We start from the raw sequence: 21,922 nt of genomic DNA, 5'->3' as shown, positions 1-21,922 counted from the left end.
GGACGGACGGCCTAAAGAAAACTTCTAACTTACGGTACGGGGACGCTCCATCCGTGACAGACCGGGAATATGCAGCGTCGACCATTCCGGACGGAGATGATCCAGCCGGCTGACGACAAGCGTCATATCGTCGTGAACTTCATTTTGCTGATAGCGCACTACCTTCTCCAGCAGCAGGTCCGCCACCTCCTGCGGGTCGTCGGTGTTCAGCTCCTGGATCAGCCTCTTCATCCATATTTCTTTATTAACGGCATAGCCGGGGGCATCGTAAATACCATCGGTCATCATAATCAGAAGATCCCCGGGCCGGAGCTGCAGCGAGATCAAATCCACCTCCAAATCCTGAACGATGCCGATCGGCAGATTGCTGGCGGTAATCGGGATGACCTCATCGCCCCGTTTGATGAAGCTGGGAGCGGAGCCGATTTTCATAAACGTTGTCCGGGCCGAATACTGGTCGATCAGTGCCATGTCGACGGTGGCATAAGTCTCGTCCGGCGACCGCAGCAGCAGCACCGAGTTAACCGACTTGATCGCAAGCTTTTCATCCATGCCGGACTGCAGCAGCTTCTCCAGCATGCCGAGTGCCGCGCTGCTCTCCATTCGCGCCCGTTCGCCGTTGCCCATGCCGTCGCTTACGGACACCGCATAGGTGCCGTTCCCAAGCTCCAGCGTACTGTAGCTGTCTCCCGATAAATCGTTGCCCCCCTTGGCGGCGCCGGCCACACCAGTGCATACCTCATACGCTTTGGCCGTGCCAAATACGACGGTGGACAGCCCGTCCCGCGGATGAACGGCTGTTTCGGTCTTGACGGCGATATGCTCGTCCAGAATATCGGTAAGCAGCGGCGCAATCATTTTGCGGCATTCGTCAAAGCCACGGGTATAAGCATGCACGATTTCAATCTCAACCCGGCCGGGGTCCAGACTCAAAATATCAATACTGTGTATAGACAGGCCCAGCTTCTCCAGCGCCTCGCGGATCTGCCGTTCCTGGCGGTCCATCGCCTGCCCCTCCCGCTTGATTTCCTTCGCCAGGTCTTCCATAACCTGCGAGACGCCGGATAACTGCTCTGCCACGAATTGTCGGCTGTCGTATATTTGGCGCTTCCAGCGCATATCATGCTGGTATAAGCCGTATTGTTCCTGCATTACAGCAAGCACTTCATCCGTTTTGCCGCAGACTCTCCTCCATTCCGGGGGAAGGTCGCCGGGATTCATCTCAGGCTGGTCTTCCACCGCCGTCATCATATCGGTCATATATTTGTAGGTTTGATAAAATTTCGTATCCCAGCAGTGGGAGCGCCGGATGCAGCCGGAGCAGGCTTTTTCAGTAACAGCGTTCATAAAATGCTCCATTTCCCGCTCGCTTTTCCCCGCTTCCGCCTGCGGCACCTGGCCAAAGCTGCTGGACAGCTGGCGGAACACCTGGGAGAACTGGGTCACCCGCTCCGCCGTAATATCGCGCACCCGCTTAGCATATTCATGCTGCGAGTGGCTGTGATCCTCCGTTCCCGGCACATATTTGGCGATTTCTGCAATCGCCCGCCTTGGCGTAAGGAGAAACAGCACGATAGCGGCGCATGTCTCCCATGTTGAGGCCAATAAATCACCCGGACCGGCAAAATAAACGGAGAGGATAACCGAACCAAGCAGCATCCCGATGGAAACCGCCCCTTTCCGCCCGTTCTGCATCATGCCGGCCAGCATGCCGGAGAAAGCGAGCAGACTCATCTGGTGAATCGCTCCCACATTGGCGAGGCTGAGAATCAGCCCGGTCACCACGCCGACGGCCGCGCCAAGCGGAGCTCCTCCGGCCATTGCGAACAACAGCACCAGGTAGCGGGACAGCACATGCTCCAGGGACAAGCCGCCCACACTCCATCCCACGAGTCCGGTCATGACGGAAGCCAGCAAAATAATGAGGCAGAGCACCTCTTCGTTCCGCAGCGCCCGGCTTTTGGCACGGTAGGTCAGCAGCGGCACCGCTTGCAAAAATACCAGCGTCAGCACAAATCCCAGCATCGCGTTCAGCGTCGTCATCATCAAAGGGTACCAGTCGATGGAAGGCCCGATCACCACCCGGAACAAACCGACCATAAAGGCCGAGACAAATACCATAAGCGGAGCATAGGACAAGTCTATTTTTTGAAAAGCAGCCAGCCCCCGGTACAGTAAAACAAACAAAAGCAGTTCTCCCGCAATGACAAGCGCGCCCGGAAAAGGGATAAACAAGCTGCCGGCCAGCAGCGCCGCGCTTACCGGAATGGCCGCTTCTCTCCGCATAAACATTACGATGGCGAAAAAGGCGCCGGCAAACGGGGTGAGCTCATCCAGGATCATCGCGCGGCCAAGTAAAAAACCCATGCACGTGAGCAGGATCGTCCATTTATGTGCGGTCAGGAGCTGAACGCCCCGCCGGTTCTCCAGCCACCGCCGGATTCGCTCTCCCCGTCCGGAATCCTCCGTATACCCCTGCTGCCCCGATCTTGTCCACTCCGGAAAATTGACCACATTGCTTTTACTCATTTCCCTGGCACCACCTGTCTCGGAATTTATGGTTCCCATTATAAGTCGGCCTGGCTGCCAAAGTTTGTCAGAACAGCAGAGGTTGTCCGGAGAAATTTCCGACAAATTTGCCTCAACGCGGCAAAGGGGCGCGGAACGCGCGAATCCCATATCCCGCAGATGTTTCACCGCTCTCTTGCTCGGTCCAGCCAATGGCAGCTCTACCGTATCCGCCAAATCTTCGTCGGCGATTTCCCATACATGCCGCGGAATGCGCAGGGATGCTGTCGGTGAAAACCCTTCCGGCGACAAAATAAACAAAGTGCCCCGAACCGGGGCGCTTGTGCACAGGGGAAGGTCAGAGGAAAACATGAGATGCGAGTGTAGGGGAAGGGGCGGATGAAAACGTAAAAGGCGAGTGTAAGGGGAAGGGCATAAAAAATCAAAAAAACCGCTGGAGCTTACGCTCCGGCGGTTCGAAAATGTATAGTTCTTACACGCGTTTGGCTCCACGGCCTCCGCGCTTGCCTTCCGTATTCTTCTTCAGGGAAGACATTCTTTCTTCACTGTCTTTCAAGAACCGGGACATTTTATCCTCAAATGAAGTTTTGCCGGCTGCAGGCTTGAATGGACGCCCACCCCGTTCACGATTGTAACCGCCGCCGCCACCGCCACCGCCGCCATAACGGTCTCCGCCGCTTGGACGATCCGGTCTTGGAGCTCTAGGAGGACGAACTTCGGACGCGGGCTTATCGACGGCCTGTTTAATGGAAAGTCCGATCTTCCCGTCCTTGTCGACGTTGATCACCTTAACTGTCACCACATCGTTGATCTTCAGATGATCGTTAACATCTTTGACGTAATTATCGGCGATTTCCGAGATGTGAACGAGACCTGTGACACCTCCTGACAGATCCACAAACGCTCCGAAATGCGTGATTCCTGTCACCTTGCCCTCTAACTTGGTGCCCACTTCAATTGCCATAGAATAAAATGATCCTCCCTTAAAAATATACAGACGAAGCGCATCAGCGTCCTTCGCTGCGGTGATTTGATTATACAGTATAGAACAAAGCAAGGCAACAGAGTCAACCGCCCGTTTTCAGCTTTATTCTTCGGACTGCTCGGCGCGGATTGCGGTCTCGCCCTGCGGATACATATTATACCATTTGCGTGCCAGCTGCCCGATATATTCCTTGTCGTTCAGACGGGCCACTTCGTATTTCAGCTGGTTCATCGACTGCTCCACGCTCTGCAGATTGGCCTGCTTGCGTGCGAGCTCGTCACTCTTGTCCGATATCAGCCCGCTTTGTGCGTAGAAAATATAGCCGGCCCATCCAAAAAATACAGCCATCGTTGCCAGCCAGATCAACTTGCGCCGTTTGGCGCCTGCGGAGGCGGAGCCGCCCTGGCGGTCGCCCGCATTCTGTGTCTTCCTGTCAAGGGAAGGGTTGTTCATCCAAGCGTACCTCCATTTCAATCAGCGCTTCCGCCGTTTCGCCAACCACCGCCGGCATTTGCCGATCCACTCCGGCTGTTTCCACCCGGACAGCCGCCGCCGAAGCGCAGTAACCGGACGAGCCCACAGCGGTCTAAAGATCCGCAGCAGCAGCTTCAATATCGCGGAGAGGAGTCCGCCTACAAGTCCCAGGAGGAAAAGCGTCAACCTCCACAGCAGACGGAGCGGTGCGGCCACAAGCAGATCCAGAATCCGCAGCAGCAGCCTGCACATAAAGCGAAACGCCTGAATTAACATTACCACAAAACCCCGCACCTTGACACTGAAGATTAAAAAATAGATCCATACGCCGAGAAAAAGCCCCAAAAATACGTAAAAACGGAGCTGCCCTTGATTCCCGGCGTACAGCATGCGGAAGACAAACAAGGCGGAGACCAGCCAGTACAGCAAATCCACGGCCGCATTCAGCCATCTCGGGAAGCGCAGATTCAAGGACAGCACCCGGCAGCTGTCATACACGATTCCCATGCTGGTTCCCGCAAGCAGCATCCACAGCAGCGTGGCCCACTGCATATCCGGATTCATTTGAACAGCTTGGCGAACAGTCCCGGTGATTTGGTCTGGGAACCGGGGTCCAGATACACAAGGGAGTGGACGTTGCCTTCAAGCGACAGCAGTCCGTTTTCGAGGCTCAAATTTTTGATATGTAAATTCGTGCCGCGGATGGTGAGGTGACCAAGCTCCGTCCGGAGCAAAAATTCCTCGCTGTCAAAACTCTCGACATTTTGTACGCCGGTCAGTTCAAGCTGCTTGCGGCTGAGCATATGCAAATCATGCTGCTTGATTCCTTTATGGGTTTCGGTCATGGCATGTACCCCTCCTTCTTAGTCCTAATCTATGGGACTAGGGGGCGGTTTAGAACCGGCGGAATTGTCCGGTACAGATACGTTGCCCGTATCCATCCGCTTTGCCGAAACCGGAAAAACAAATAGGAGAACCGCACCTAAGCAGCCGGCCGCATCCTGTCTGATCCCAAGCCTGGCCAACGTAAAAGACAACGGCAAAAAGCGCGCCTTCACCGGTGTGAAGACGCGCTTGTTATTGGAATGTTCAATGAAGGAGACGTTTGGAACCGGACGCCAGGTCCGCTCCTACCACTCCAGATCCCCGCTTTTGGCCACCGGCTCTTCGCGAAGCAGCGTATACATCCCCGCGGCCTCATCCTTACGGGTCGTTTCCACCAGCTTCTCGACTCGCACGGTCACCAGCTTCTGTCCGAACTGCACGGTAATTTCGTCGCCGACTTTGACATTGCTGCTTGGCTTCGATTCCTTGCCGTTAATCAGCACCCTGCCCTGCTCGGACACGTCCTTGGCCACGGTGCGGCGCTTGATCAGACGGGACACCTTCAAGAATTTATCCAGACGCATTAGTTGACGGCTTCTTTAAGCTTGTTGCCGGCTTTGAATGCCGGTACTGTGGATTCCGGAATTTCAATCGTAAGACCCGTCTGCGGGTTGCGTCCCGTTCTGCCGGAGCGTTTACGCGTTTCGAACGTGCCGAAACCAATCAGCTGCACTTTGTCTCCGCCGGCCAAGGCGTCGGTTACTTCGCTCAAAAATCCGTTGACTACCGTTTCAACGTCTTTTCTGGACAAGCCGCTTTTTTCCGCAATGTTGTTTACCAGATCTGTTTTGTTCATGAATGGTCCTCCTAATTATGAGCCTGATACAAAATTCGAAATGGACGGACCGGCCGATCCCTGCCATTTCGTCTTAACACTATTCTGGATAATCGTGCGGATTCCTGCCGGGCAATGTCGGTTTTTTGACGAAATCCTCAGAAAAATACGTTTTTTTCGCTTCTTTATCCCATTTTACCCGTGGTTCGGGGGTTCCAAACACTGCTGCTGCCGCTGCGGGACGGCGCGGCTGCTACTTCCCTTCCTTGCGCTTCGCTTCCTGCCACAGGTGTTCCATCTCGTCCAGCGTGCTGTCACTGGCGGTTCGGCCCTGCTTGTGCAGGCTGTCTTCAATGTAGCGGAAACGCTCGACAAATTTGCGGTTCGTCCGGGTGAGCGCCTCTTCAGGGTCCGTATCGATAAAACGCGCCGCGTTAACGGCGGCGAACAGCAGATCGCCCAGTTCCAGCATCCGTTCTTCGCCAGTTCCTTCCTGTATAGCCTGCCGCAGCTCTTCCAGCTCCTCCGCGATTTTGGCGAGAACATCTTCGATATTGTCCCAGTCAAAACCGACTTTAGCCGCCTTTTTCTGCAGCTTGTAAGCCTTCATCAGCGCCGGCAAATCGCGGGGCACCCCGCTAAGCGCCGATTCGCGTTCCGGCTGAATGCCTTTGCGGCGCTTTTCTTCAGCCTTCATGCCGTCCCAGTTCCGCAAGGCCTCTTCCGCATTCCCCGCGGCTGTGTCGCCGAACACATGCGGGTGGCGGAAGATCAGCTTGTCGTTCAGCCCCTCGATCACATCGTATACAGTAAACGTCCCGACTTCCTCTTCCATCTGCGAATGAAGCATAATCTGCAGCAGCAGATCACCCAGCTCCTCTTTCATGTGGTCGGGATCGTCTTCATCGATCGTTTCGAGCACCTCGTAGGTTTCTTCGATCAGATTTTTACGGAGCGAATCATGCGTCTGCTCCCGGTCCCATGGACAGCCTTCCGGACTGCGGAGGATACCCACGATCTCATGCAGCCGGGCGAAGCTCCGCCGCTGAATTTCTTCTTCGCGGTTTGCCGGAATATAAATCAGGGACAGATTGCCGTAGCCCTCAAGCCGGTCGAGCTCGTAAAGGGGAACGCGCTCAATCTTTTCTTCGTTATCCACGCCCAAAGCATGTCCCACAATGACTTCATAATCGTCCGGGTAACGTTCCATCAGGCACAGCTTCGCCTCTGACGCCGTAAACGTATCGTACACCTGTCCGATCAGCGTATGAAGCTCCGGCTGCAGCTGGGAGCTGCGAATGCCGGAGGCGTCCAGCAGCTGAAAGCCTTCAATCGGGTCAAAGCCAAGGCGGATAAACGCTTCGTCAAGGAAGCTTTCGCCCCCGAGAACCGTCAGTTCAATCCCTTCTTCCGGACACCGCCGGCGCAGCTGGGAAACGGCCGATTCAGCCACCATCGGGTGACCCGGCACTGCATAAACCAGCTCCGCGCCATCCGGGAGCGATTTGGCCCGCTCGATAAGGGCGGACGTAATCGCCTCGTACACCTCCGGAAAAGAGGACAGCGATTCGTACAGCCCGTCAAACGACTCCGCTGCGATCTCCAACTCGGCCAGGGCAGCCATCACCGGATGCTCCTTTGTCCGGACGATTACGGCCGAAGCGGCGCGCAACCGCTTTACGATGCCCAGCGTGAGCTGATCGGGATTGCCGGAACCCAGTCCGACTATAGTTAATGAGGCGCTCATCGTCATCTCTCCTTATCCCGTCCGCTGGCTGGTCTCAGCCCGGGCGGCGGGTGTTCTAAGTATCGGTATTGCGGGGAAACAGCTTCCACCGGCTCAGCTTGTCGGCCAGCCGTGCGCCGAAGCCGGGCAGCTGCCGCAGCTCCGGCTCGCTGATGAGCCGCAGGCGCACGGTCAGCACCGCAAAGACGGCGCAGCCTGCAAGGACGCCGGCGAGCGTCTCGGCCAGCGCAGCCATGCGCCCGCCGGCCAAACCCAGCGCGCCCAGGGCCAGTCCGGCCCCCTGGGCGACCGCCCATGCCGCCGCGCCAAGAGCGGCCGTCACGAGCGCGGGCTTCGCCAGCGCCTCGGACAGCGACAGCCGCAGGCCGGCGGCCTGCCGCAGCCGCCGCATGTTCAGCGCGGCGGCCAGGAGGTACGCGGCCACGCCAGCGGCGGCCGCGCCGGCAATGCCCTGCTGCGGGATGAGCAGCAGGTTGAGCGCCGCCTTCAGGAGGGCGGCGGCCAGGAGGTGCAGCGCAGGGGCGCGCACCTCGCCGAGGCCCTGCAGCAGGGCGGCGGTGATGACGCTCAGCGTGCCGGAGGCGGCGGTGAACGCGAGCAGCCGCATGGTCGCGCTGCCGGCGTTGTCGCCGTAAAGCGCGATGTTGATCGGCTCGGCGAGCACCGCAAGGCCCACGGACGCCGCGAGGCCAAGCAGCCAGAACCAGCGCAGCGAAAGCCGGCAGCGGCTGTCGATCAGGCTGACGTCGCCCTTATACTTAGCTTCCGCCAGGGCCGGGATAAACATAACGGACAGGGAGGTAGCCATCATGGTCACAAGCTGGACGAGCGGCAGACCGCGGTTATAAATGCCGAACTTGACCATCGCCCCCGCCTCGCTGCCGCCCTCGGCCAGCAGTCTTGGCATAGTGAATACATCCACCAGCCCAATAAGCGTTACAGCGAGCGATCCGAACATAACCGGTACGGAATAGGACAGGAGCGTTCGAATGCCGGTCCACTTGCCTGCTGCGGGGGAATGTTTCCGTCCTGAGCGGTCGTCTGCTGGCTTTACTGGGTTTGTTGAGCTGTCTGCACTTGCTGTATTTACCGCATTTGTTGCGCCCGCCGCATTTGCTGCATTTACCGCATTTGCTGCGTTCGTTGCGTCCACCACATGAATCGCATTAGCTGCACCTGCAGCAAACGCTTTTGCTGGATCCGCCTCGTCCGCCGGGAACCTCCCTGCAGCTGCGGAGCCCGCAGACCGGATTGTCCGCCGCCGCTTCAGCCAGTACAGCAGCATAACGGCCAGTCCCGCCGCTCCGCCGCCAACCGACCCCAGCATGGCGCCGGCGGAAATGCCTTCGGCTCCCGCACCCTGCCGCGTCAGCAGCATCAGTGCGGCCAGCATAACGGCGACGCGGACCGTTTGCTCCACGATTTGCGAGACGGCTGTCGGCATCATGTTCTGCTGTCCCTGGAAATAGCCGCGCAGCGCAGACATCACCGGAACAAACAGAAGGGCAAAGGACACGGCCCGGAGCGCCTCGGTGATATGGGAGTTCCCGATCCACCGGGCAATCAGGGGCGCACCCGCATAGGTGGCGAAGGCCAGCAAAAACCCGCTAATTCCCGATACCAGGCAGGCCGAGCGCAGCACCTGCCTCCCTTCGGCCTCCCGTCCGTCCGCAGCGGTCTCGGCTACGAATTTCGACACTGCCGCCGGGAGCCCTAGCATGGCAAACGTAACGATCAGCGTGTACAAAGGGTTCACGGTGTTGTAAATTCCAAACACCGCGTCGCCGCCCAGGTTTTGCAGCGGAATTTTCTGCAGAGTGCCGATCAGCTTGGACAAAATAGCCGCCGCACTCAGGATAAAGGCGCCCTCGAGCAGTCCGGAGCGCCGGGAGGATAATTTCATGATGACAACCTACTTTATGGGCAGCACGGCCAGTAATGGAATGAATTCATATATTATACCTTAAAACCCCGATGCCTCCAATCCGCTGACGCTGCGCCCTAAAGCAAAACGCCCGCCTGTCCAGACCGAACTTCCTGGCAAGGCGGGCATCATTTTGTTTAAACCATAATCCGGGCAGCTGTTCCGCCGCCGCACCGGACAGCTGGAGTGAATCTCTACTGCTCCATTTGCTTGCCGAGGAAAGCAGCAGCTGTTTCGGCCATCTTCACTTCCATCTGCGACATTTTTACCGCTTCATCCTTGTTCATCAGGATTACCGCTCCAATCGGATCGCCGCCGGAAATAATCGGAGCCGCCACGAAAGATGATAATGCCTCCTGATGATCTCTGCCGATTTCATAAGTGCCGCCGTTCGTCTCCAGAATCGTCTTCCGGCCATCCATGCATTTCTCCAGCAGATTCCCGATCGGCTTCTCCAGATACTCCTTTTTGGACCCTCCGGCCAAGGTAATAAAGGAATCCCGGTCGGAAATGAGCGTGACATGCCCGGTGCTCTCATACAAGGACTCAGCGTATTCTTTGGCGAAATCGCCAAGCTCGCCGATCGGCGAATACTTCTTCAGAATGACCTCACCGTCACGGTCCACAAAAATCTCCAGCGGATCGCCTTCCCGGATCCGCAGCGTCCGTCTGATTTCCTTAGGGATGACGACTCGGCCGAGGTCATCGATACGTCGTACAATACCAGTAGCTTTCATTCACATGTTGCCCCGCTTTCTTAAGAAGTTTTGTCCAACTACTGTGTTCATTATGGGAACGGATAATCCCAGGCGATTTCTCGAGATTTCTGACCATAGTATTCATCTGTTGCCAGTTCCTTATACATGCGGCAAAGCGCGCAGCACCGGGCGGTAAGCCGGGCACTGCGCGCTTTGGTTTCGGTGCTTTGGTCATTCGGTGTTTTGGTTTCGGTGCTTTGCCATTTTCAGCAAGTATGATACTGCAGCTAAAAGACATGAACAGGCGGTATCTGTAGGCTTCGCATCCCCCAGGCCGTCTATTCAGGCCGCCTTCAGCCTCCGCCTAGGGTTTACTTGGAAGCCGGCGAAGCGGTGGCAGCAGGAGCTGCCGCCGCTGGCGCGCTTGCGGCTGGGGCGCTTGCAGCTGGCGCGGTTCCCGCAGGCGCTGCCGTTGCCGCTCCCGCGGAAGCCGCAGGGCTTGGCGCCGTCCCTGTACCGCCTGCATCGGAAGCAGCCGGCGCTGCCGAGCTCTTCGGCAGGTTGATTTTTTCAATAATGCCATCCAGCTCGGCATTCATGAAGTTGTCCACTTTAGCGGTGGCAACGGAGCTTTTCAGCATTTCCTTCTGGTCGGCGGCAAGCTGGTCATACGTCTTCTCCGTACGGGACTCCACTTTAATGATATGGTATCCGTACTGCGTCTCTACCGGATCGCTGACCGTCCCGATCGGCAGGGTAGCCGCGGCTGCCTTAAATTCCTCTACGTAAGAACCAAGAGTCTTGTCTGCAATCAGACCGCCTGCTTCCTTCGACCCCGTGTCGTCAGTATACTCTTTGGCCACAGCGGCAAAATCCGCGCCTCCATCGAGCTTCGCTTTCACTTCCTTCGCGCGCTTCAGCGCGTCTTCCGGTGTGCGCTGCTTGTTGTCCGCATCGGTGAATCCAATGAGTACATGACGCAGGGTTGCCACCGTATAGCTATCCTTGGTGTTCTCGAATTCCTTCTTCACTTCGTCTTCCGTTACTTTCCCCTTCATGTCTTCAATAACGGTTAGCAGACGGACCATGTATGCTTTCACGTCCGCTTCTTTGAGGTCCTGCTCCTTAAGGGAAGACTTAAAGGCATCGTCGCCGCGCTGCTGCTTCAGGAGGGCCATTTGCTTGTCAGCCTGCTCCTCGCCTGCCTTCTTCGCTGCCTCGCCCGCTTTGGAATCCAGGTATTCAAACGCAATCTCCTGCTTCAGCATGTACTCCTGGAAATCAGGCAGCTCCATTAATTGCGCATATTCAGGCGACAAAAACTTCATCGTCCGCTGTTCTTTATCAAATTCCGCAGCCGTCACTTCTCCGCCTTTATAAGTGGCGACCGCTTCTTTGTCATCCGAGTTGCCGCAGGCCGACAGCACTGCGATGGAAAGAGCCGCTGTCAGTGACACGGCCAGCACTTTCCAAGATTTTGTCTTACTTAACCGCATTGTGTAATTCTCCCTTCGATTTTAAAGACGATTTGACGTCTTCCAAAAATTGTTCCAGCAGCCCCAGCAGTTCCTTATCTCCCATACCTTTGACGTTGATACGGATTACAGGCTTCGAGCCTTGTTCAAATTGTACACGTCTTTCGTACCGATTGCCAATTTTGGCAAGCTTGGCGGTATCGAACGCCGAGGATGCACCCTCGTAAAAATTCAGCGTAACCTGGTCGCCGCGGCGGACCATCGAATCGATGCCGTAACGCTTGCCGTATACCTTCAGCCGAGCGACGGCAAGCAGACTGACCACCGCCTCCGGCAGCTCGCCGAAGCGGTCAAGCAGCTCGTCCTCCAGTTCAGCCGAATCCTCCAGCGAGGAGACTGCCGCCACTTTTTTATAGATTTCGATTTTTTGAATGCTGTCGTAAATGTATTCAGAGGGCAGATACGCATCGATTTCCAGATCGATCACGGTATTGCCTTCCTTCAGCGCCGTGTCCTCTTCCCCCAGCACCGTCACCTTCCGTTTGCGGATTTCCTCCGCCAGCATCTGTGAATAAAGATCGAAGCCAACTGATGCGATAAAACCGTGCTGCTCCGCACCCAGCAAATTACCCGCACCCCGGATCGACAAGTCACGCATGGCGATTTTGAAGCCGGAACCAAGCTCGGTGAATTCCTTGATCGACTGCAGCCGTTTCTCGGCCACCTCGGTCAGCACCTTGTCCCTCTGATACGTAAAATACGCATAAGCGATCCGGTTGGAACGGCCAACCCGTCCGCGGAGCTGGTACAGCTGGGATAAGCCCATTTTGTCCGCGTCATGGACGATTAGCGTATTAACATTTGGAATATCCACCCCGGTCTCGATAATGCTTGTGCTGACGAGCACGTCATATTCCCCGTCCAGGAAATCAAGAATCGTCTTCTCCAGCTCCGATTCGGACATCTGGCCGTGGCCGATGCCGACTCTGGCGTCCGGAACAAGCATCGAGATCTGGGCCGCCATCTCCTGGATACCCTGCACCCGGTTGTACAGGAAGTAGACCTGTCCGCCCCGCGCCAATTCCCGCTCCACAGCCTCGCGTACAAGCGTCTGGCTGTACTCGACGACATACGTCTGGACCGGGAAACGGTTCTCCGGCGGCGTCTCGATAACGGACAAGTCCCGAACGCCAAGCATCGACATGTGCAGCGTCCGCGGGATCGGGGTAGCGGTTAGGGTCAGCACGTCCACATTCGTTTTCAGCTTCTTCAGCTTCTCTTTATGGGTTACGCCAAAACGCTGCTCTTCATCGACGATCAACAGGCCGAGGTCCTTGAAGACCAAGTCCTGGGACAAAAGACGGTGCGTGCCGATCACAACATCCACCGTTCCCTGGCGGACCCCCTTGATCGTATCGTTTTGCTCTTTGCGGCTGCGGAACCGGCTGAGCACCTGGATGTTGATCGGGTAGGCGGCGAACCGCTCCTTAAACGTCTCATAGTGCTGCTGGGCCAAAATGGTTGTCGGAACCAGCACCGCTACCTGCTTGCCTTCGATCGCCGCCTTGAAGGCGGCCCGGATGGCTACTTCGGTTTTGCCGTAGCCTACATCGCCGCAGAGAAGCCGGTCCATCGGCCGGTTTTGCTCCATATCCTTTTTGATCTCGCCGATCGCACGGATTTGGTCGGGCGTCTCCTCGTAGGGGAACATTTCCTCGAATTCCCGCTGCTCCTGCGTATCCTTCTCAAAGCCGTATCCCGGCGCGCTTTGACGTTCCGCATACAGCTTGATGAGATCATCCGCAATATCCTGTACGGACGAACGGACTTTGTTTGTTACCCTTGTCCACTCGTTGCCGCCAAGCTTGTAGATTTTCGGCTCCTTGTCCTCCGAGCCGACATATTTCTGGATAAGGTCGATCTGCTCGATCGGAACGGACAGCTTATCGCCGCCGGCATACATGATATGCATGTAATCCCGGTGGATGCCGCCTACCTCCAGCGTGCCGATTCCCATATATTTACCGATCCCGTGATTCTGATGGACGACATAATCGCCGACTTTCAGCTCCGTATAGCTTTTGATCCGCTCGGCATTGTCCATAGTCTTGGAGACCTTACGGGCTTTACGCTGTTTCTGTGAAAACATTTCGCCTTCGGTGATGACAGCCAAATGGATGGAAGGCAGCTCAAAGCCGGAGCCCAGATGGCCTTGAACAATCTGCGGCTCTTCAATCCCGTAGTCGTACAGCACTCTGCGGACACGTTCCATCCGCTCTTCACCGTTTGCCAGAATCATCACTTTGACTCCGGACTTGTGCCAGCGCTCCATTTCCGCCTTCAGCACATTCATCTGACCGTGAAAATCCTGCATCCCCCGGCTGATGAAGCCCAAAATATTTTGCGGCTGAACATGCGGGACCTGACGCAGGAATGTCGACATAAACAAGCTCTGGAACGGACGGCGGTACACGATGTCGTCGTTGTCGACCGACAGCGGCAGCTCCGGCAGCGATTTCCCGTTTTGCAGCAGATGCAGGTTCCATTCGGATTCATCGCGTTCAAGCTGCCGTGCGGTTTCCAGCAGCCGTGCAGGCTCCTCAAATATTACGAGGGTATCCTTGCGCATGTAATCGTACATATGCGTTCGTTCAGGATAAAGCAGGGAGATATATTTATAAATTTCGGGAAAATAAGCCCCTTCGGCCATGAGCTCCCGTTCGCGTCCAATTTCTTCGCGCAGCCGTTGTTTGGCTTGACGGTCGGTCATTTTGTCCAGCTGGCGCTCCAGCAGAACGGACAGCTCGGCTGCGGCATGCTCCCGGCGGGAAGCGTCCGCAATGATCTCTCTTGCCGGGTAAATCGAGACGCTCCGCACCTTGTCGATGGAACGCTGATCGGCCGGGTCGAACGTGCGGATCGAATCGACCTCTTCGTCGAACAGCTCCACCCGGTAGGCCAGTGCAGACGTCATCGGGAAGAAGTCGATGATTCCCCCGCGGACGCTCAGCTCTCCGCGGTTCTCAACCCGCTCCACGCGTTCGTAACCCATTTCGATCATTTTTATTAAAAAGTCGTCCAGAGACAGCGTACCGTCCTGCGTTATCGTAATATTGGCCTCAGCCATGACATGAGGCGCCGGCAGCAGCCGGCGGACGCCGGAATACGGGGTAACGACGATACCGTCAAACCCCCGTGCGCACTGCGTCATGACTTCAATCCGCTGCGCCAGGGTTTCCGGGCTGGATACAGCCGATTCCGCGGCAACCAGCTCGTTGGCCGGATACAACAAAACCCGCTCAGGTGAAAGCGCTTCCTGTAAATCATCGGCGATCTTCTGCGCCGAGAACACGTTATGGGTGACGATCAGCATCGGACGTTTTGTCTCTTCGTGCAGGGCGGCCAGTATAATCTGCCTAGCCGATCCTGATAGTCCCGAGACCAGTTGTTCCTTCATTCCGGCTTCCACGCCGCGGACAATGGACTGGAAGTCGGTATCTTGTGAAAAAGCTTGGATAAGACCTTGTAGCAAAGGGCGCACCTCTCTTACGGCCCTCCGGCGCCAACCTTGCATCAGCGTCCCGGCAGGCCGGTCGTTATTCAAAATCGAAAAGAAGCCTCAGCTCATACGCCAAGGCTTGCGGATGACACGGAGACAGCCGCCTCGTAAAAATCTAAATGGATTCTTTCCTTCTTACTGGAGGGGATTGGCCAGCAGACTAAGCTCGGGATGCTGCTCCAGCGTTTCCTTGCAGTAGTCGCAGGTGACCTTAACCGTAGTTTCCCCTTCAGAATCATACGCTATTATATCCCTGCGCTCGTCGGGGGTCAAGGAATGAAGGCCAAGCCGCATTTCCGTGGCCGGGCCGGCGGGAAGGCTGCCGAGAAAGGTCCGGCAGTGCCTGCACACATAATGTATTGCCATCTATATGCCTCCTGAAGATACGTTATACCTTCAGTATGCCCGCTAGTCTTCCGTTTAGCCTGCCCCGGCCCTCACCCGTTGAACTTTGCCATGGTGTGTTCAAAGGAGTGGTCCAGACTGTATTCCAGCGCATCGCAAGTCGAGTCAATCATCGCTGACAGCCGATCGCTTTCTTTTTTAGGGAATGGCGACAGCACATAGTCTACGACGGCAAACCCCGGTTCCGGCCGGGAAATTCCCATCCGGACCCGGTTGAACACCTGGGTGCCGGTATGCTGAATAATCGACTTAATCCCGTTGTGACCGCCTGCGCTTCCCTGATAACGGAGTCTGATTCTGCCGATTTCCGTATCCAGGTCGTCATAGACGACAATCATATCTTCAAGCGGTACTTTGTAATAGTCCATATAAGCCCGGACGGACTCGCCTGACAGGTTCATATAAGTCATAGGTTTGATCAGGACGGTCTTGACGCCCTGAATCATTCCTTCGCCAATTACAGCTTTGCATTTATTCTGGTTGAACGAAATCCCGTGTCTCGCAGCTAGCGTATCAAGCGCCATGAACCCAACGTTGTGCCGGGTTTTGGCATACTGCGGTCCGGGATTGCCCAAACCGACGATCCATTTCATTATGCAGCCCGTTCCTTTCCCCGGCGCTCCGGCAGGAGACGCCCAATTTTGGTACAATAGCAATATAGAAGCGGTTCCTGGTCTGCCAGGCCATCGCTTCGCCCCCCATCCCAGACACGAAGACAGGTGATCGTAGCGATGCTTGACCCGGGCGAAGTGCTTACGCTCCATCGTCAGTTCCAGTATCATATCGAGCAGGGGATACCGGTCGAGGTATACCGTGACGGCGTCCATGTGGATATCGGTTTGTTGACCGCGGTCGACACGCATTTCGCCGAACTCCAAGGAACGCTGTACAACCGCAGCCGGTTTACCTTCGTCTCCAGGCCGGGATATTGATCCGGCCGCTTCACGCAGGCAAAGGGTTACCTCTTCTCTAGGAAGGAGTAACCCTGATCCGGATAGCCTGTCTTACGCTTACTCGATTTCAAACAGCTTGCTGATAGACAGCTCCTCATGCACACGGATGATCGCTTCGCCCATCAGCGGAGCAACGGACAATACCTTCAGCTTGGAGGTCGGATTCTCGCTGCGGATCGGAATCGTATCGGTTACGATAACTTCCTTCAGCGGCGAGTTCTCCAGACGTTCATGCGCCGGTCCGGACAATACCGGATGCGTACAGCAGGCATAAACCTCTTTTACTCCGCCTTCCATCAGCGCGTTGGCCCCCAGCACGATCGTTCCGGCGGTATCGATGATGTCGTCGATCAGAATCGCCGTCTTCCCCTCAATGTTCCCGATAATGTTCATCACTTCGCTCACATTCGGTTCAGGGCGGCGTTTGTCGATAATGGCCAGCGGCGCATTCAGGAAATCAGCCAGCTTTCTGGCGCGGACCACTCCGCCGTGGTCGGGAGACACTACAACCGGATTCTCAATTTGCTTGGAGCGGAAATATTGGGCCAAAATCGGCACGCCGAGCAGATGATCCACCGGGATATCAAAAAAGCCCTGAATCTGCATGGCATGCAGGTCCATCGTAATCACACGGTGTGCCCCGGCTTTTTCGATCAGGTTCGCCACCAGCTTGGCCGTGATCGGGTCGCGCGAACGCGCCTTGCGGTCTTGGCGGGCATAACCGTAATACGGGATAACCACGTTGATGCTTTTGGCGGACGCGCGTTTCAGCGCATCCACCATCACCAACAGCTCCATCAGGTTGTCGTTGACCGGGCCGCAGGTGGACTGCACCACATAGACATGGCAGCCCCGCACGCTCTCGGACAACTTGATCTGAATCTCTCCGTCACTGAAGCTGGTCGTATGCGATTCGCCCATCGGAATGCCGATATAGTCGGCGATTTGATGAGCAAGCTTGGGGTTGGAGTTACAGGTGAAGATTTTTAATTTGGAATCAAGATAAGTCATAAAATGCAAACCCTCCGTGACGGTTCTTTAAATTTCAATTCCGGCGCGTTCTATGATGGATTCTTCGAATTGTTTTTCTTCGCCTTGGCCCGCGAACGGATTTTGTCCGCGTAGCCCGGTTTGTTCTCCTGCCGCACTCTGGCAATAGCCAGATCGTTCTCCGCAACGGAATGGGTGATGGTGGAACCCGCCACGACATAACCGCCTTTACCGACTTTAACGGGTGCAATCAGATTGACGTTGCTGCCGATGAAGGCGTCATCCTCAATTTCCGTCTTTGCCTTATTATACCCGTCATAGTTCACGGTGATCGCACCGCATCCGATATTCACATTTCTTCCTACAGTTGCGTCGCCGATATAGCTTAAGTGGGATACTTTGGAGCCGTCTCCGATTGAAGCTTTTTTGATTTCCACGAAGTCGCCGATCTTGACATCCTCGCCAAGAACCGTGTCCGGACGCAAATACGCAAAAGGCCCAACGGAAGTCCGTGCGCCGACCTCAGCCTGCTTCAGTACGGAATGCATCACGCACGCCCCGTCCATTACGCGGCTGTCCTCAATATCGCTGGAAGGACCAATCTTGCAATCCTCTCCAATAACGGTTGCCCCCTTAAGAGAGGTTCCCGGGTAAATGACCGTATCTGCTCCGATTGTCACCTCTGCGCCGATGTAAGTCGAAGCAGGATCGATAATCGTTACGCCGCCCAGCATATGTCTGCGCGCGATTCTCTGCCGCATCAGACTTTCCGCCTCGGACAACGCCAGACGGTCGTTAATGCCGATGGACTCGGCTTCTTCCGTCGTTTGGTAAGCCAGGATGGTTTCGTTCTGTTCACGGAGAATACCGATTACATCCGTCAAGTAATACTCGCCCTGCGCATTGCTGTTGGTCACACGCTCAAGCGCAGCAAACAGCTTAGCGTTGTCAAAGCAATAGGTGCCTGTGTTGATCTCGCGAACCTGATCTTCTTCAGGCGAGCAGTCTTTCTGCTCTACAATCTTCCGCACTCCGCCGTCTTCGCCGCGGATAATCCGGCCGTAGCCCGCAGGCTGCTCCATCACCGCCGTCAGAATGGTTGCTGCGGCTTGGCGTTCTTCGTGCAGCGCCATCATGCCTTCCAGCGTCTCCGGCAGTACAAGCGGCGTATCGCCGCAAATAACGATTGTTGTGCCTTGCTCGCCGCCAAGCAGCTCCTTGGCCTGGCGCACCGCATGTCCGGTACCCAGCTGCTGCTCCTGCAGCACATACTCCGCTTTAGCGCCCAAATAGGCCTGGACGGCTTCTGCCCCATGGCCTACGATAACAATGCTGCGTTCGCAGCCCGTTGCTTTTACTGTATCCAATACATGCCCCACCATCGGTTTCCCGCAAACGGGGTGAAGAACTTTGTATAATTTGGATTTCATACGTTTGCCCTGACCTGCGGCAAGGACTACAGCCATTCTTTTCAAGAATGCCGACCTCCTACTCTTGAACTCATTACTGAATATATCTCATTCCAGGCAAAAAGAAAAGAGAACCATCTTTACGATGGTTCCCTTTTCTTCGAACCCCAATTAGAAAAGCGGGAATAGATGCCCCTCCCGGTTACCGGTATGCGGACCGGAGCATTTGCTTCGGGCATATCGATATCGGTATGACCGCGGGCCGCTAATGGCGGCTGCCGTCAGATTAAGCACCCTCCTCAATCACTTCCTCTTCGGTTGCGGCGCGATCATACTCGGCCAGAACCGCCGATTGGATCTTCTCGCGTGTGCCGGAAGAAATCGGGTGCGCGATATCGCGGAATTCGCCGTCCGGTGTACGCTTGCTCGGCATAGCCACGAACATTCCGTTATTGCCGTCGATGACGCGAATGTCATGAACAACAAACTCGTTATCGATGGTAATGGATGCGATTGCCTTCATTCTCCCCTCAGAGTTGACGCGGCGGAGTCTGACATCCGTGATTTGCATTGTGTGTGTTCACCACCTTTTTCCATCAGAGACTTGGTGTATAGTTCCACACAAGCAAACCAAAATCCTTCTTTTTTGTTCCATAAAATACCTGTATGGCAAGAATTTTTTTTCGTTCGGAGGTTTCTGACAAGTTTCGTTTTCTTTCTTGTGGATTCCACAAGATTTCGACAAACACCGCCAGAGGTTAATTTTCGAAATAATTGCCCGGGCTTGCCGTGATCCGCCGTTCTTTAGGATCGACCTCGGACACCTTTACCAAGGACACATAATCATGGAGCAGCCGTTCCTCCCACTCCACAACCCCGGATTCCACGAGCACGCCTACGCCAGCGACAACCGCATTAAATTCGCCGAGCAGGTCCACCATGCCGCGAACCGTGCCCCCTGCCTTCATAAAGTCGTCCACGATCAGTACTCTCGACTTCTCTTTCAGCGCCCGTCTGGAAAGGGACATCGTATGGATGCTTTTGTGGGAACCCGAGACGTAGTTGATACTGACGGCCGAACCCTCCGTAACCTGATGGTCCCTGCGGACAAGAACAACCGGAAGCCCGAGTTGGGACGCGGTGGCATAAGCGAGAGGGATCCCCTTCGTTTCCACCGTCATGACGACGTCAATGTCCACGCCGTGGAACGCCGTGGCGATAATCTGACCGGCTTTTTCCATCAATGACGGCAGGCCCAGCAGATCCGACATATATAAATAACCGCCAGGCAAAATCCGGTCGCTGTCCTCCAGCTGTCCGCACAAACCGGTAATGAACTCCAGCGCCGCTTCTTTCGGAATTCTTGGAATAAACCGCACGCCGCCGGCGGCTCCCGCCAAAGTCTGCAGGTCGCCGATGCCCTCGCCTTCAAATACTTCCTTGATAATAGCTAAATCCTCACTGATGGAAGACTTGGCCGATCCGTACCGTTCCGCAAACGTGGCCAGCGGCAGCAGCGCATGCGGCTTTTCCAGCAGAAATTGGGTCATATCTACCAAACGCTGACTTCTTTTTAGTTTTTTCACGGGCTACTCCTCGCCAAAACCGAATATTATACAAAAATATATCACTTTTGTACGGCTTTACACAAGATGCCCGTTCATGTCAGCAGGCGAACCGCATAAACTTCCTTACAAAAGCCCCGGAGTCCGTTATAAATCCGGGCCACCTTGGATTGCTTCTGAACGAGGCCGAACACAGTCGGTCCGCTGCCCGACATCAACACGCCGTCCGCCCCCAACTTTTCCATCGTCTCTTTAATCCGGCGGACCTCCGGATGCATGGGGAGCGTCACCTCTTCCAGCACGTTGCCCAGCAACCCGCAGACCGCCCCGAAGTCTCCGGCTTCGATTGCCGCCCGCATTGCCGCGGAGGACGGATGTTTTGCGATACGGCTGCTGCGGAGTCTACCGTACACCTCAGCGGTGGATACGTTGATCGGCGGTTTGGCTAGCACCACCCAGCATTGAGGCGGATTGGCGATCGGGGTCAGCTTCTCTCCCCGGCCTGTTGCAAGCGCTGTACCTCCGGTTATGCAGAAGGGCACATCCGAACCAAGCTCCGCTCCAAGCTGCAGAAGCTCCTCCTGCGGGATGCCAAGCTCCCAGAGGGCATTCAGCCCCCGCAAAGCCGCAGCCGCGTCGCTGCTGCCACCGGCCAATCCCGCCGCTACCGGAATATGTTTGTCCAGGTGAATATGTACGCCTCGGCGAACTCCATACCGGTCCTTAATCAGCCTGGCTGCCTGGAACGCCAGATTTTTTTCATCCAGGGGAATATATCCTGCCTGGCTAGTTATAATAATGGTATCCCTGGGCAGCTCGGACAGCTCCAGCCGGTCGGCCAGGTCCACCATTGTCATAATCATTTCGACTTCGTGAAATCCGTCCGGACGTTTGTGCAGCACATCCAGCATCAGATTAATTTTGGCCGGCGCTTTCTCATATCTTTTCACGGCGTTCACCCATTTCTCACTTTTCCCCTCAAAAACAACTTAACATATTATAAAAAAATCTCGATATGAAGTCCATTCCTTATCCTGACACGGAGATACGCCGATTACGCCGTGCTTTTACCTTTGGATAAAACAGAAGGATGAAACAGGCCCCCGGCCGGTCTCATCCTTCTTCTGCTTCAAGACGTAAGGCTTACGCCGGCAGAGGACCGGGCCCCCGTGCAGCTTACGCTACAACTTGGAGCTACGGGCAGCCTGTTCAGCCAGCTGAATCGCCCGCTTCACCATGTTCCCCGCATCCTTGGCCCGAATGCCGCCCCAGCCTTCACGCTCCACGGTATCGTAGAAGCCAAGTTCCTTCGCAAGCTCCGTCTTCAGTTCCTCCGACATCATGCTCCGTCTTCTTCGGCTCACCACGTTGACCTCCTTGGACAAAAATGAAAATATGGGTACACCCTTAGTATGCTTAGCCCGGCGGTCAAACATACACCTCTTTTGTGTACCGGACTCCGCCCCTATATCCGAATTTAATTTTATTGTTCCGTTGTTAAAAGAATAGCAAAGCGGCCTCCCCGCAGGAAGGCCGCTCAAGAACTGAA

The 21,922-nt window shown here is 55.7% G+C and carries 21 protein-coding genes; 1 reads left to right on the top strand and 20 read right to left on the bottom strand.

The window, feature by feature from the left end; translation table 11 throughout:
• Positions 1 to 24 precede the first annotated feature (24 nt).
• From spoIIE to pth, 14 genes are all read right to left on the bottom strand, one after another.
• Positions 25 to 2,529, bottom strand: coding sequence for a stage II sporulation protein E (gene spoIIE / locus ACE6ED_RS24570; protein WP_410830065.1), 2,505 nt, complete (start codon positions 2,527 to 2,529; stop codon positions 25 to 27).
• A 472-nt stretch (positions 2,530 to 3,001) separates the two neighbouring features.
• Positions 3,002 to 3,493, bottom strand: coding sequence for a S1 domain-containing RNA-binding protein (locus ACE6ED_RS24565; RefSeq protein WP_410830064.1), 492 nt, complete (start codon positions 3,491 to 3,493; stop codon positions 3,002 to 3,004).
• A gap of 123 nt (positions 3,494 to 3,616) precedes the next feature.
• Positions 3,617 to 3,967: an FtsB family cell division protein gene (locus tag ACE6ED_RS24560; RefSeq protein ID WP_410830063.1), complete on the bottom strand. Its 351-nt coding sequence runs from the start codon at positions 3,965 to 3,967 to the stop codon at positions 3,617 to 3,619.
• A 21-nt stretch (positions 3,968 to 3,988) separates the two neighbouring features.
• Positions 3,989 to 4,552, bottom strand: coding sequence for a spore cortex biosynthesis protein YabQ (gene yabQ / locus ACE6ED_RS24555; RefSeq protein ID WP_410830062.1), 564 nt, complete (start codon positions 4,550 to 4,552; stop codon positions 3,989 to 3,991).
• Positions 4,549 to 4,833 (bottom strand): sporulation protein YabP, encoded by a 285-nt coding sequence (yabP, locus tag ACE6ED_RS24550; protein ID WP_410830061.1) that lies wholly within the window; start codon positions 4,831 to 4,833, stop codon positions 4,549 to 4,551. Before yabP ends, yabQ begins: the two co-directional genes overlap by 4 nt.
• 285 nt (positions 4,834 to 5,118) lie before the next feature.
• Positions 5,119 to 5,397 (bottom strand): RNA-binding S4 domain-containing protein, encoded by a 279-nt coding sequence (locus ACE6ED_RS24545; RefSeq protein ID WP_410830060.1) that lies wholly within the window; start codon positions 5,395 to 5,397, stop codon positions 5,119 to 5,121.
• Positions 5,397 to 5,669: an HU family DNA-binding protein gene (locus ACE6ED_RS24540; RefSeq protein WP_410830059.1), complete on the bottom strand. Its 273-nt coding sequence runs from the start codon at positions 5,667 to 5,669 to the stop codon at positions 5,397 to 5,399. The genes ACE6ED_RS24545 and ACE6ED_RS24540 overlap by 1 nt, the downstream gene beginning before the upstream one ends.
• Positions 5,670 to 5,901: 232 nt before the next feature.
• On the bottom strand, positions 5,902 to 7,395 hold the full coding sequence (gene yabN / locus ACE6ED_RS24535) for a bifunctional methyltransferase/pyrophosphohydrolase YabN (RefSeq protein ID WP_410830058.1): 1,494 nt from the start codon (positions 7,393 to 7,395) through the stop codon (positions 5,902 to 5,904).
• A gap of 55 nt (positions 7,396 to 7,450) precedes the next feature.
• The gene (locus tag ACE6ED_RS24530; RefSeq protein ID WP_410830057.1) at positions 7,451 to 9,298 is read right to left on the bottom strand and encodes a putative polysaccharide biosynthesis protein; all 1,848 of its coding nucleotides are present in this window, start codon (positions 9,296 to 9,298) and stop codon (positions 7,451 to 7,453) included.
• A gap of 215 nt (positions 9,299 to 9,513) precedes the next feature.
• Positions 9,514 to 10,056 carry a stage V sporulation protein T gene (gene spoVT / locus ACE6ED_RS24525; RefSeq protein ID WP_410830056.1) on the bottom strand — a complete coding sequence of 181 codons (543 nt, stop codon included), beginning with the start codon at positions 10,054 to 10,056 and terminating at the stop codon, positions 9,514 to 9,516.
• A gap of 332 nt (positions 10,057 to 10,388) precedes the next feature.
• A complete protein-coding gene (locus ACE6ED_RS24520; protein WP_410830055.1) occupies positions 10,389 to 11,513 on the bottom strand; it encodes a peptidylprolyl isomerase in 1,125 nt (374 codons plus the stop codon).
• Positions 11,500 to 15,024 carry a transcription-repair coupling factor gene (gene mfd, locus ACE6ED_RS24515; protein WP_410830054.1) on the bottom strand — a complete coding sequence of 1,175 codons (3,525 nt, stop codon included), beginning with the start codon at positions 15,022 to 15,024 and terminating at the stop codon, positions 11,500 to 11,502. Before mfd ends, ACE6ED_RS24520 begins: the two co-directional genes overlap by 14 nt.
• A gap of 162 nt (positions 15,025 to 15,186) precedes the next feature.
• Positions 15,187 to 15,417: an anti-sigma-F factor Fin gene (locus ACE6ED_RS24510; RefSeq protein ID WP_410830053.1), complete on the bottom strand. Its 231-nt coding sequence runs from the start codon at positions 15,415 to 15,417 to the stop codon at positions 15,187 to 15,189.
• Between the two features lie 71 nt (positions 15,418 to 15,488).
• Entirely contained in the window at positions 15,489 to 16,049 is a 561-nt protein-coding gene (pth, locus tag ACE6ED_RS24505; RefSeq protein ID WP_410830052.1) for an aminoacyl-tRNA hydrolase, read from the bottom strand.
• A gap of 138 nt (positions 16,050 to 16,187) precedes the next feature.
• On the opposite strand from pth, the gene ACE6ED_RS24500 reads away from it, so the two are divergent.
• The gene (locus tag ACE6ED_RS24500; protein ID WP_410830051.1) at positions 16,188 to 16,388 is read left to right on the top strand and encodes a hypothetical protein; all 201 of its coding nucleotides are present in this window, start codon (positions 16,188 to 16,190) and stop codon (positions 16,386 to 16,388) included.
• Positions 16,389 to 16,466: 78 nt separating this feature from the next.
• On the opposite strand, the gene ACE6ED_RS24495 is transcribed toward ACE6ED_RS24500, so the two are convergent.
• From ACE6ED_RS24495 to ACE6ED_RS24470, 6 genes are all read right to left on the bottom strand, one after another.
• A complete protein-coding gene (locus tag ACE6ED_RS24495; protein ID WP_410830050.1) occupies positions 16,467 to 17,420 on the bottom strand; it encodes a ribose-phosphate diphosphokinase in 954 nt (317 codons plus the stop codon).
• 50 nt (positions 17,421 to 17,470) lie between these two features.
• Complete coding sequence (gene glmU, locus ACE6ED_RS24490) at positions 17,471 to 18,874, bottom strand: bifunctional UDP-N-acetylglucosamine diphosphorylase/glucosamine-1-phosphate N-acetyltransferase GlmU (RefSeq protein ID WP_410830049.1); 1,404 nt, start codon at positions 18,872 to 18,874, stop codon at positions 17,471 to 17,473.
• Between the two features lie 220 nt (positions 18,875 to 19,094).
• Positions 19,095 to 19,379: a septation regulator SpoVG gene (spoVG, locus tag ACE6ED_RS24485; RefSeq protein ID WP_019914489.1), complete on the bottom strand. Its 285-nt coding sequence runs from the start codon at positions 19,377 to 19,379 to the stop codon at positions 19,095 to 19,097.
• A 187-nt stretch (positions 19,380 to 19,566) separates the two neighbouring features.
• Complete coding sequence (purR, locus tag ACE6ED_RS24480) at positions 19,567 to 20,394, bottom strand: pur operon repressor (protein ID WP_410830048.1); 828 nt, start codon at positions 20,392 to 20,394, stop codon at positions 19,567 to 19,569.
• 74 nt (positions 20,395 to 20,468) lie between these two features.
• On the bottom strand, positions 20,469 to 21,323 hold the full coding sequence (gene ispE / locus ACE6ED_RS24475) for a 4-(cytidine 5'-diphospho)-2-C-methyl-D-erythritol kinase (RefSeq protein ID WP_410830047.1): 855 nt from the start codon (positions 21,321 to 21,323) through the stop codon (positions 20,469 to 20,471).
• 231 nt (positions 21,324 to 21,554) lie between these two features.
• Entirely contained in the window at positions 21,555 to 21,737 is a 183-nt protein-coding gene (locus tag ACE6ED_RS24470; RefSeq protein WP_410830046.1) for a small, acid-soluble spore protein, alpha/beta type, read from the bottom strand.
• Between the last annotated feature and the right edge of the window lie 185 nt (positions 21,738 to 21,922).

Source organism: Paenibacillus nanchangensis, assembly GCF_046543445.1.
Taxonomy (GTDB): domain Bacteria; phylum Bacillota; class Bacilli; order Paenibacillales; family Paenibacillaceae; genus Paenibacillus_AQ; species Paenibacillus_AQ nanchangensis.
This window is presented reverse-complemented; position numbering and strand designations above follow the sequence as displayed.

Coding starts and splice junctions, on each gene's coding strand:
- spoIIE (WP_410830065.1), bottom strand. CDS start 2,529: ATGAGTAAAAGCAATGTGGTCAATTTTCCGGAGTGGACAAGATCGGGG.
- ACE6ED_RS24565 (WP_410830064.1), bottom strand. CDS start 3,493: ATGGCAATTGAAGTGGGCACCAAGTTAGAGGGCAAGGTGACAGGAATC.
- ACE6ED_RS24560 (WP_410830063.1), bottom strand. CDS start 3,967: ATGAACAACCCTTCCCTTGACAGGAAGACACAGAATGCGGGCGACCGC.
- yabQ (WP_410830062.1), bottom strand. CDS start 4,552: ATGAATCCGGATATGCAGTGGGCCACGCTGCTGTGGATGCTGCTTGCG.
- yabP (WP_410830061.1), bottom strand. CDS start 4,833: ATGACCGAAACCCATAAAGGAATCAAGCAGCATGATTTGCATATGCTC.
- ACE6ED_RS24545 (WP_410830060.1), bottom strand. CDS start 5,397: ATGCGTCTGGATAAATTCTTGAAGGTGTCCCGTCTGATCAAGCGCCGC.
- ACE6ED_RS24540 (WP_410830059.1), bottom strand. CDS start 5,669: ATGAACAAAACAGATCTGGTAAACAACATTGCGGAAAAAAGCGGCTTG.
- yabN (WP_410830058.1), bottom strand. CDS start 7,395: ATGAGCGCCTCATTAACTATAGTCGGACTGGGTTCCGGCAATCCCGAT.
- ACE6ED_RS24530 (WP_410830057.1), bottom strand. CDS start 9,298: ATGAAATTATCCTCCCGGCGCTCCGGACTGCTCGAGGGCGCCTTTATC.
- spoVT (WP_410830056.1), bottom strand. CDS start 10,056: ATGAAAGCTACTGGTATTGTACGACGTATCGATGACCTCGGCCGAGTC.
- ACE6ED_RS24520 (WP_410830055.1), bottom strand. CDS start 11,513: ATGCGGTTAAGTAAGACAAAATCTTGGAAAGTGCTGGCCGTGTCACTG.
- ACE6ED_RS24510 (WP_410830053.1), bottom strand. CDS start 15,417: ATGGCAATACATTATGTGTGCAGGCACTGCCGGACCTTTCTCGGCAGC.
- pth (WP_410830052.1), bottom strand. CDS start 16,049: ATGAAATGGATCGTCGGTTTGGGCAATCCCGGACCGCAGTATGCCAAA.
- ACE6ED_RS24500 (WP_410830051.1), top strand. CDS start 16,188: ATGCTTGACCCGGGCGAAGTGCTTACGCTCCATCGTCAGTTCCAGTAT.
- ACE6ED_RS24495 (WP_410830050.1), bottom strand. CDS start 17,420: ATGACTTATCTTGATTCCAAATTAAAAATCTTCACCTGTAACTCCAAC.
- spoVG (WP_019914489.1), bottom strand. CDS start 19,379: ATGCAAATCACGGATGTCAGACTCCGCCGCGTCAACTCTGAGGGGAGA.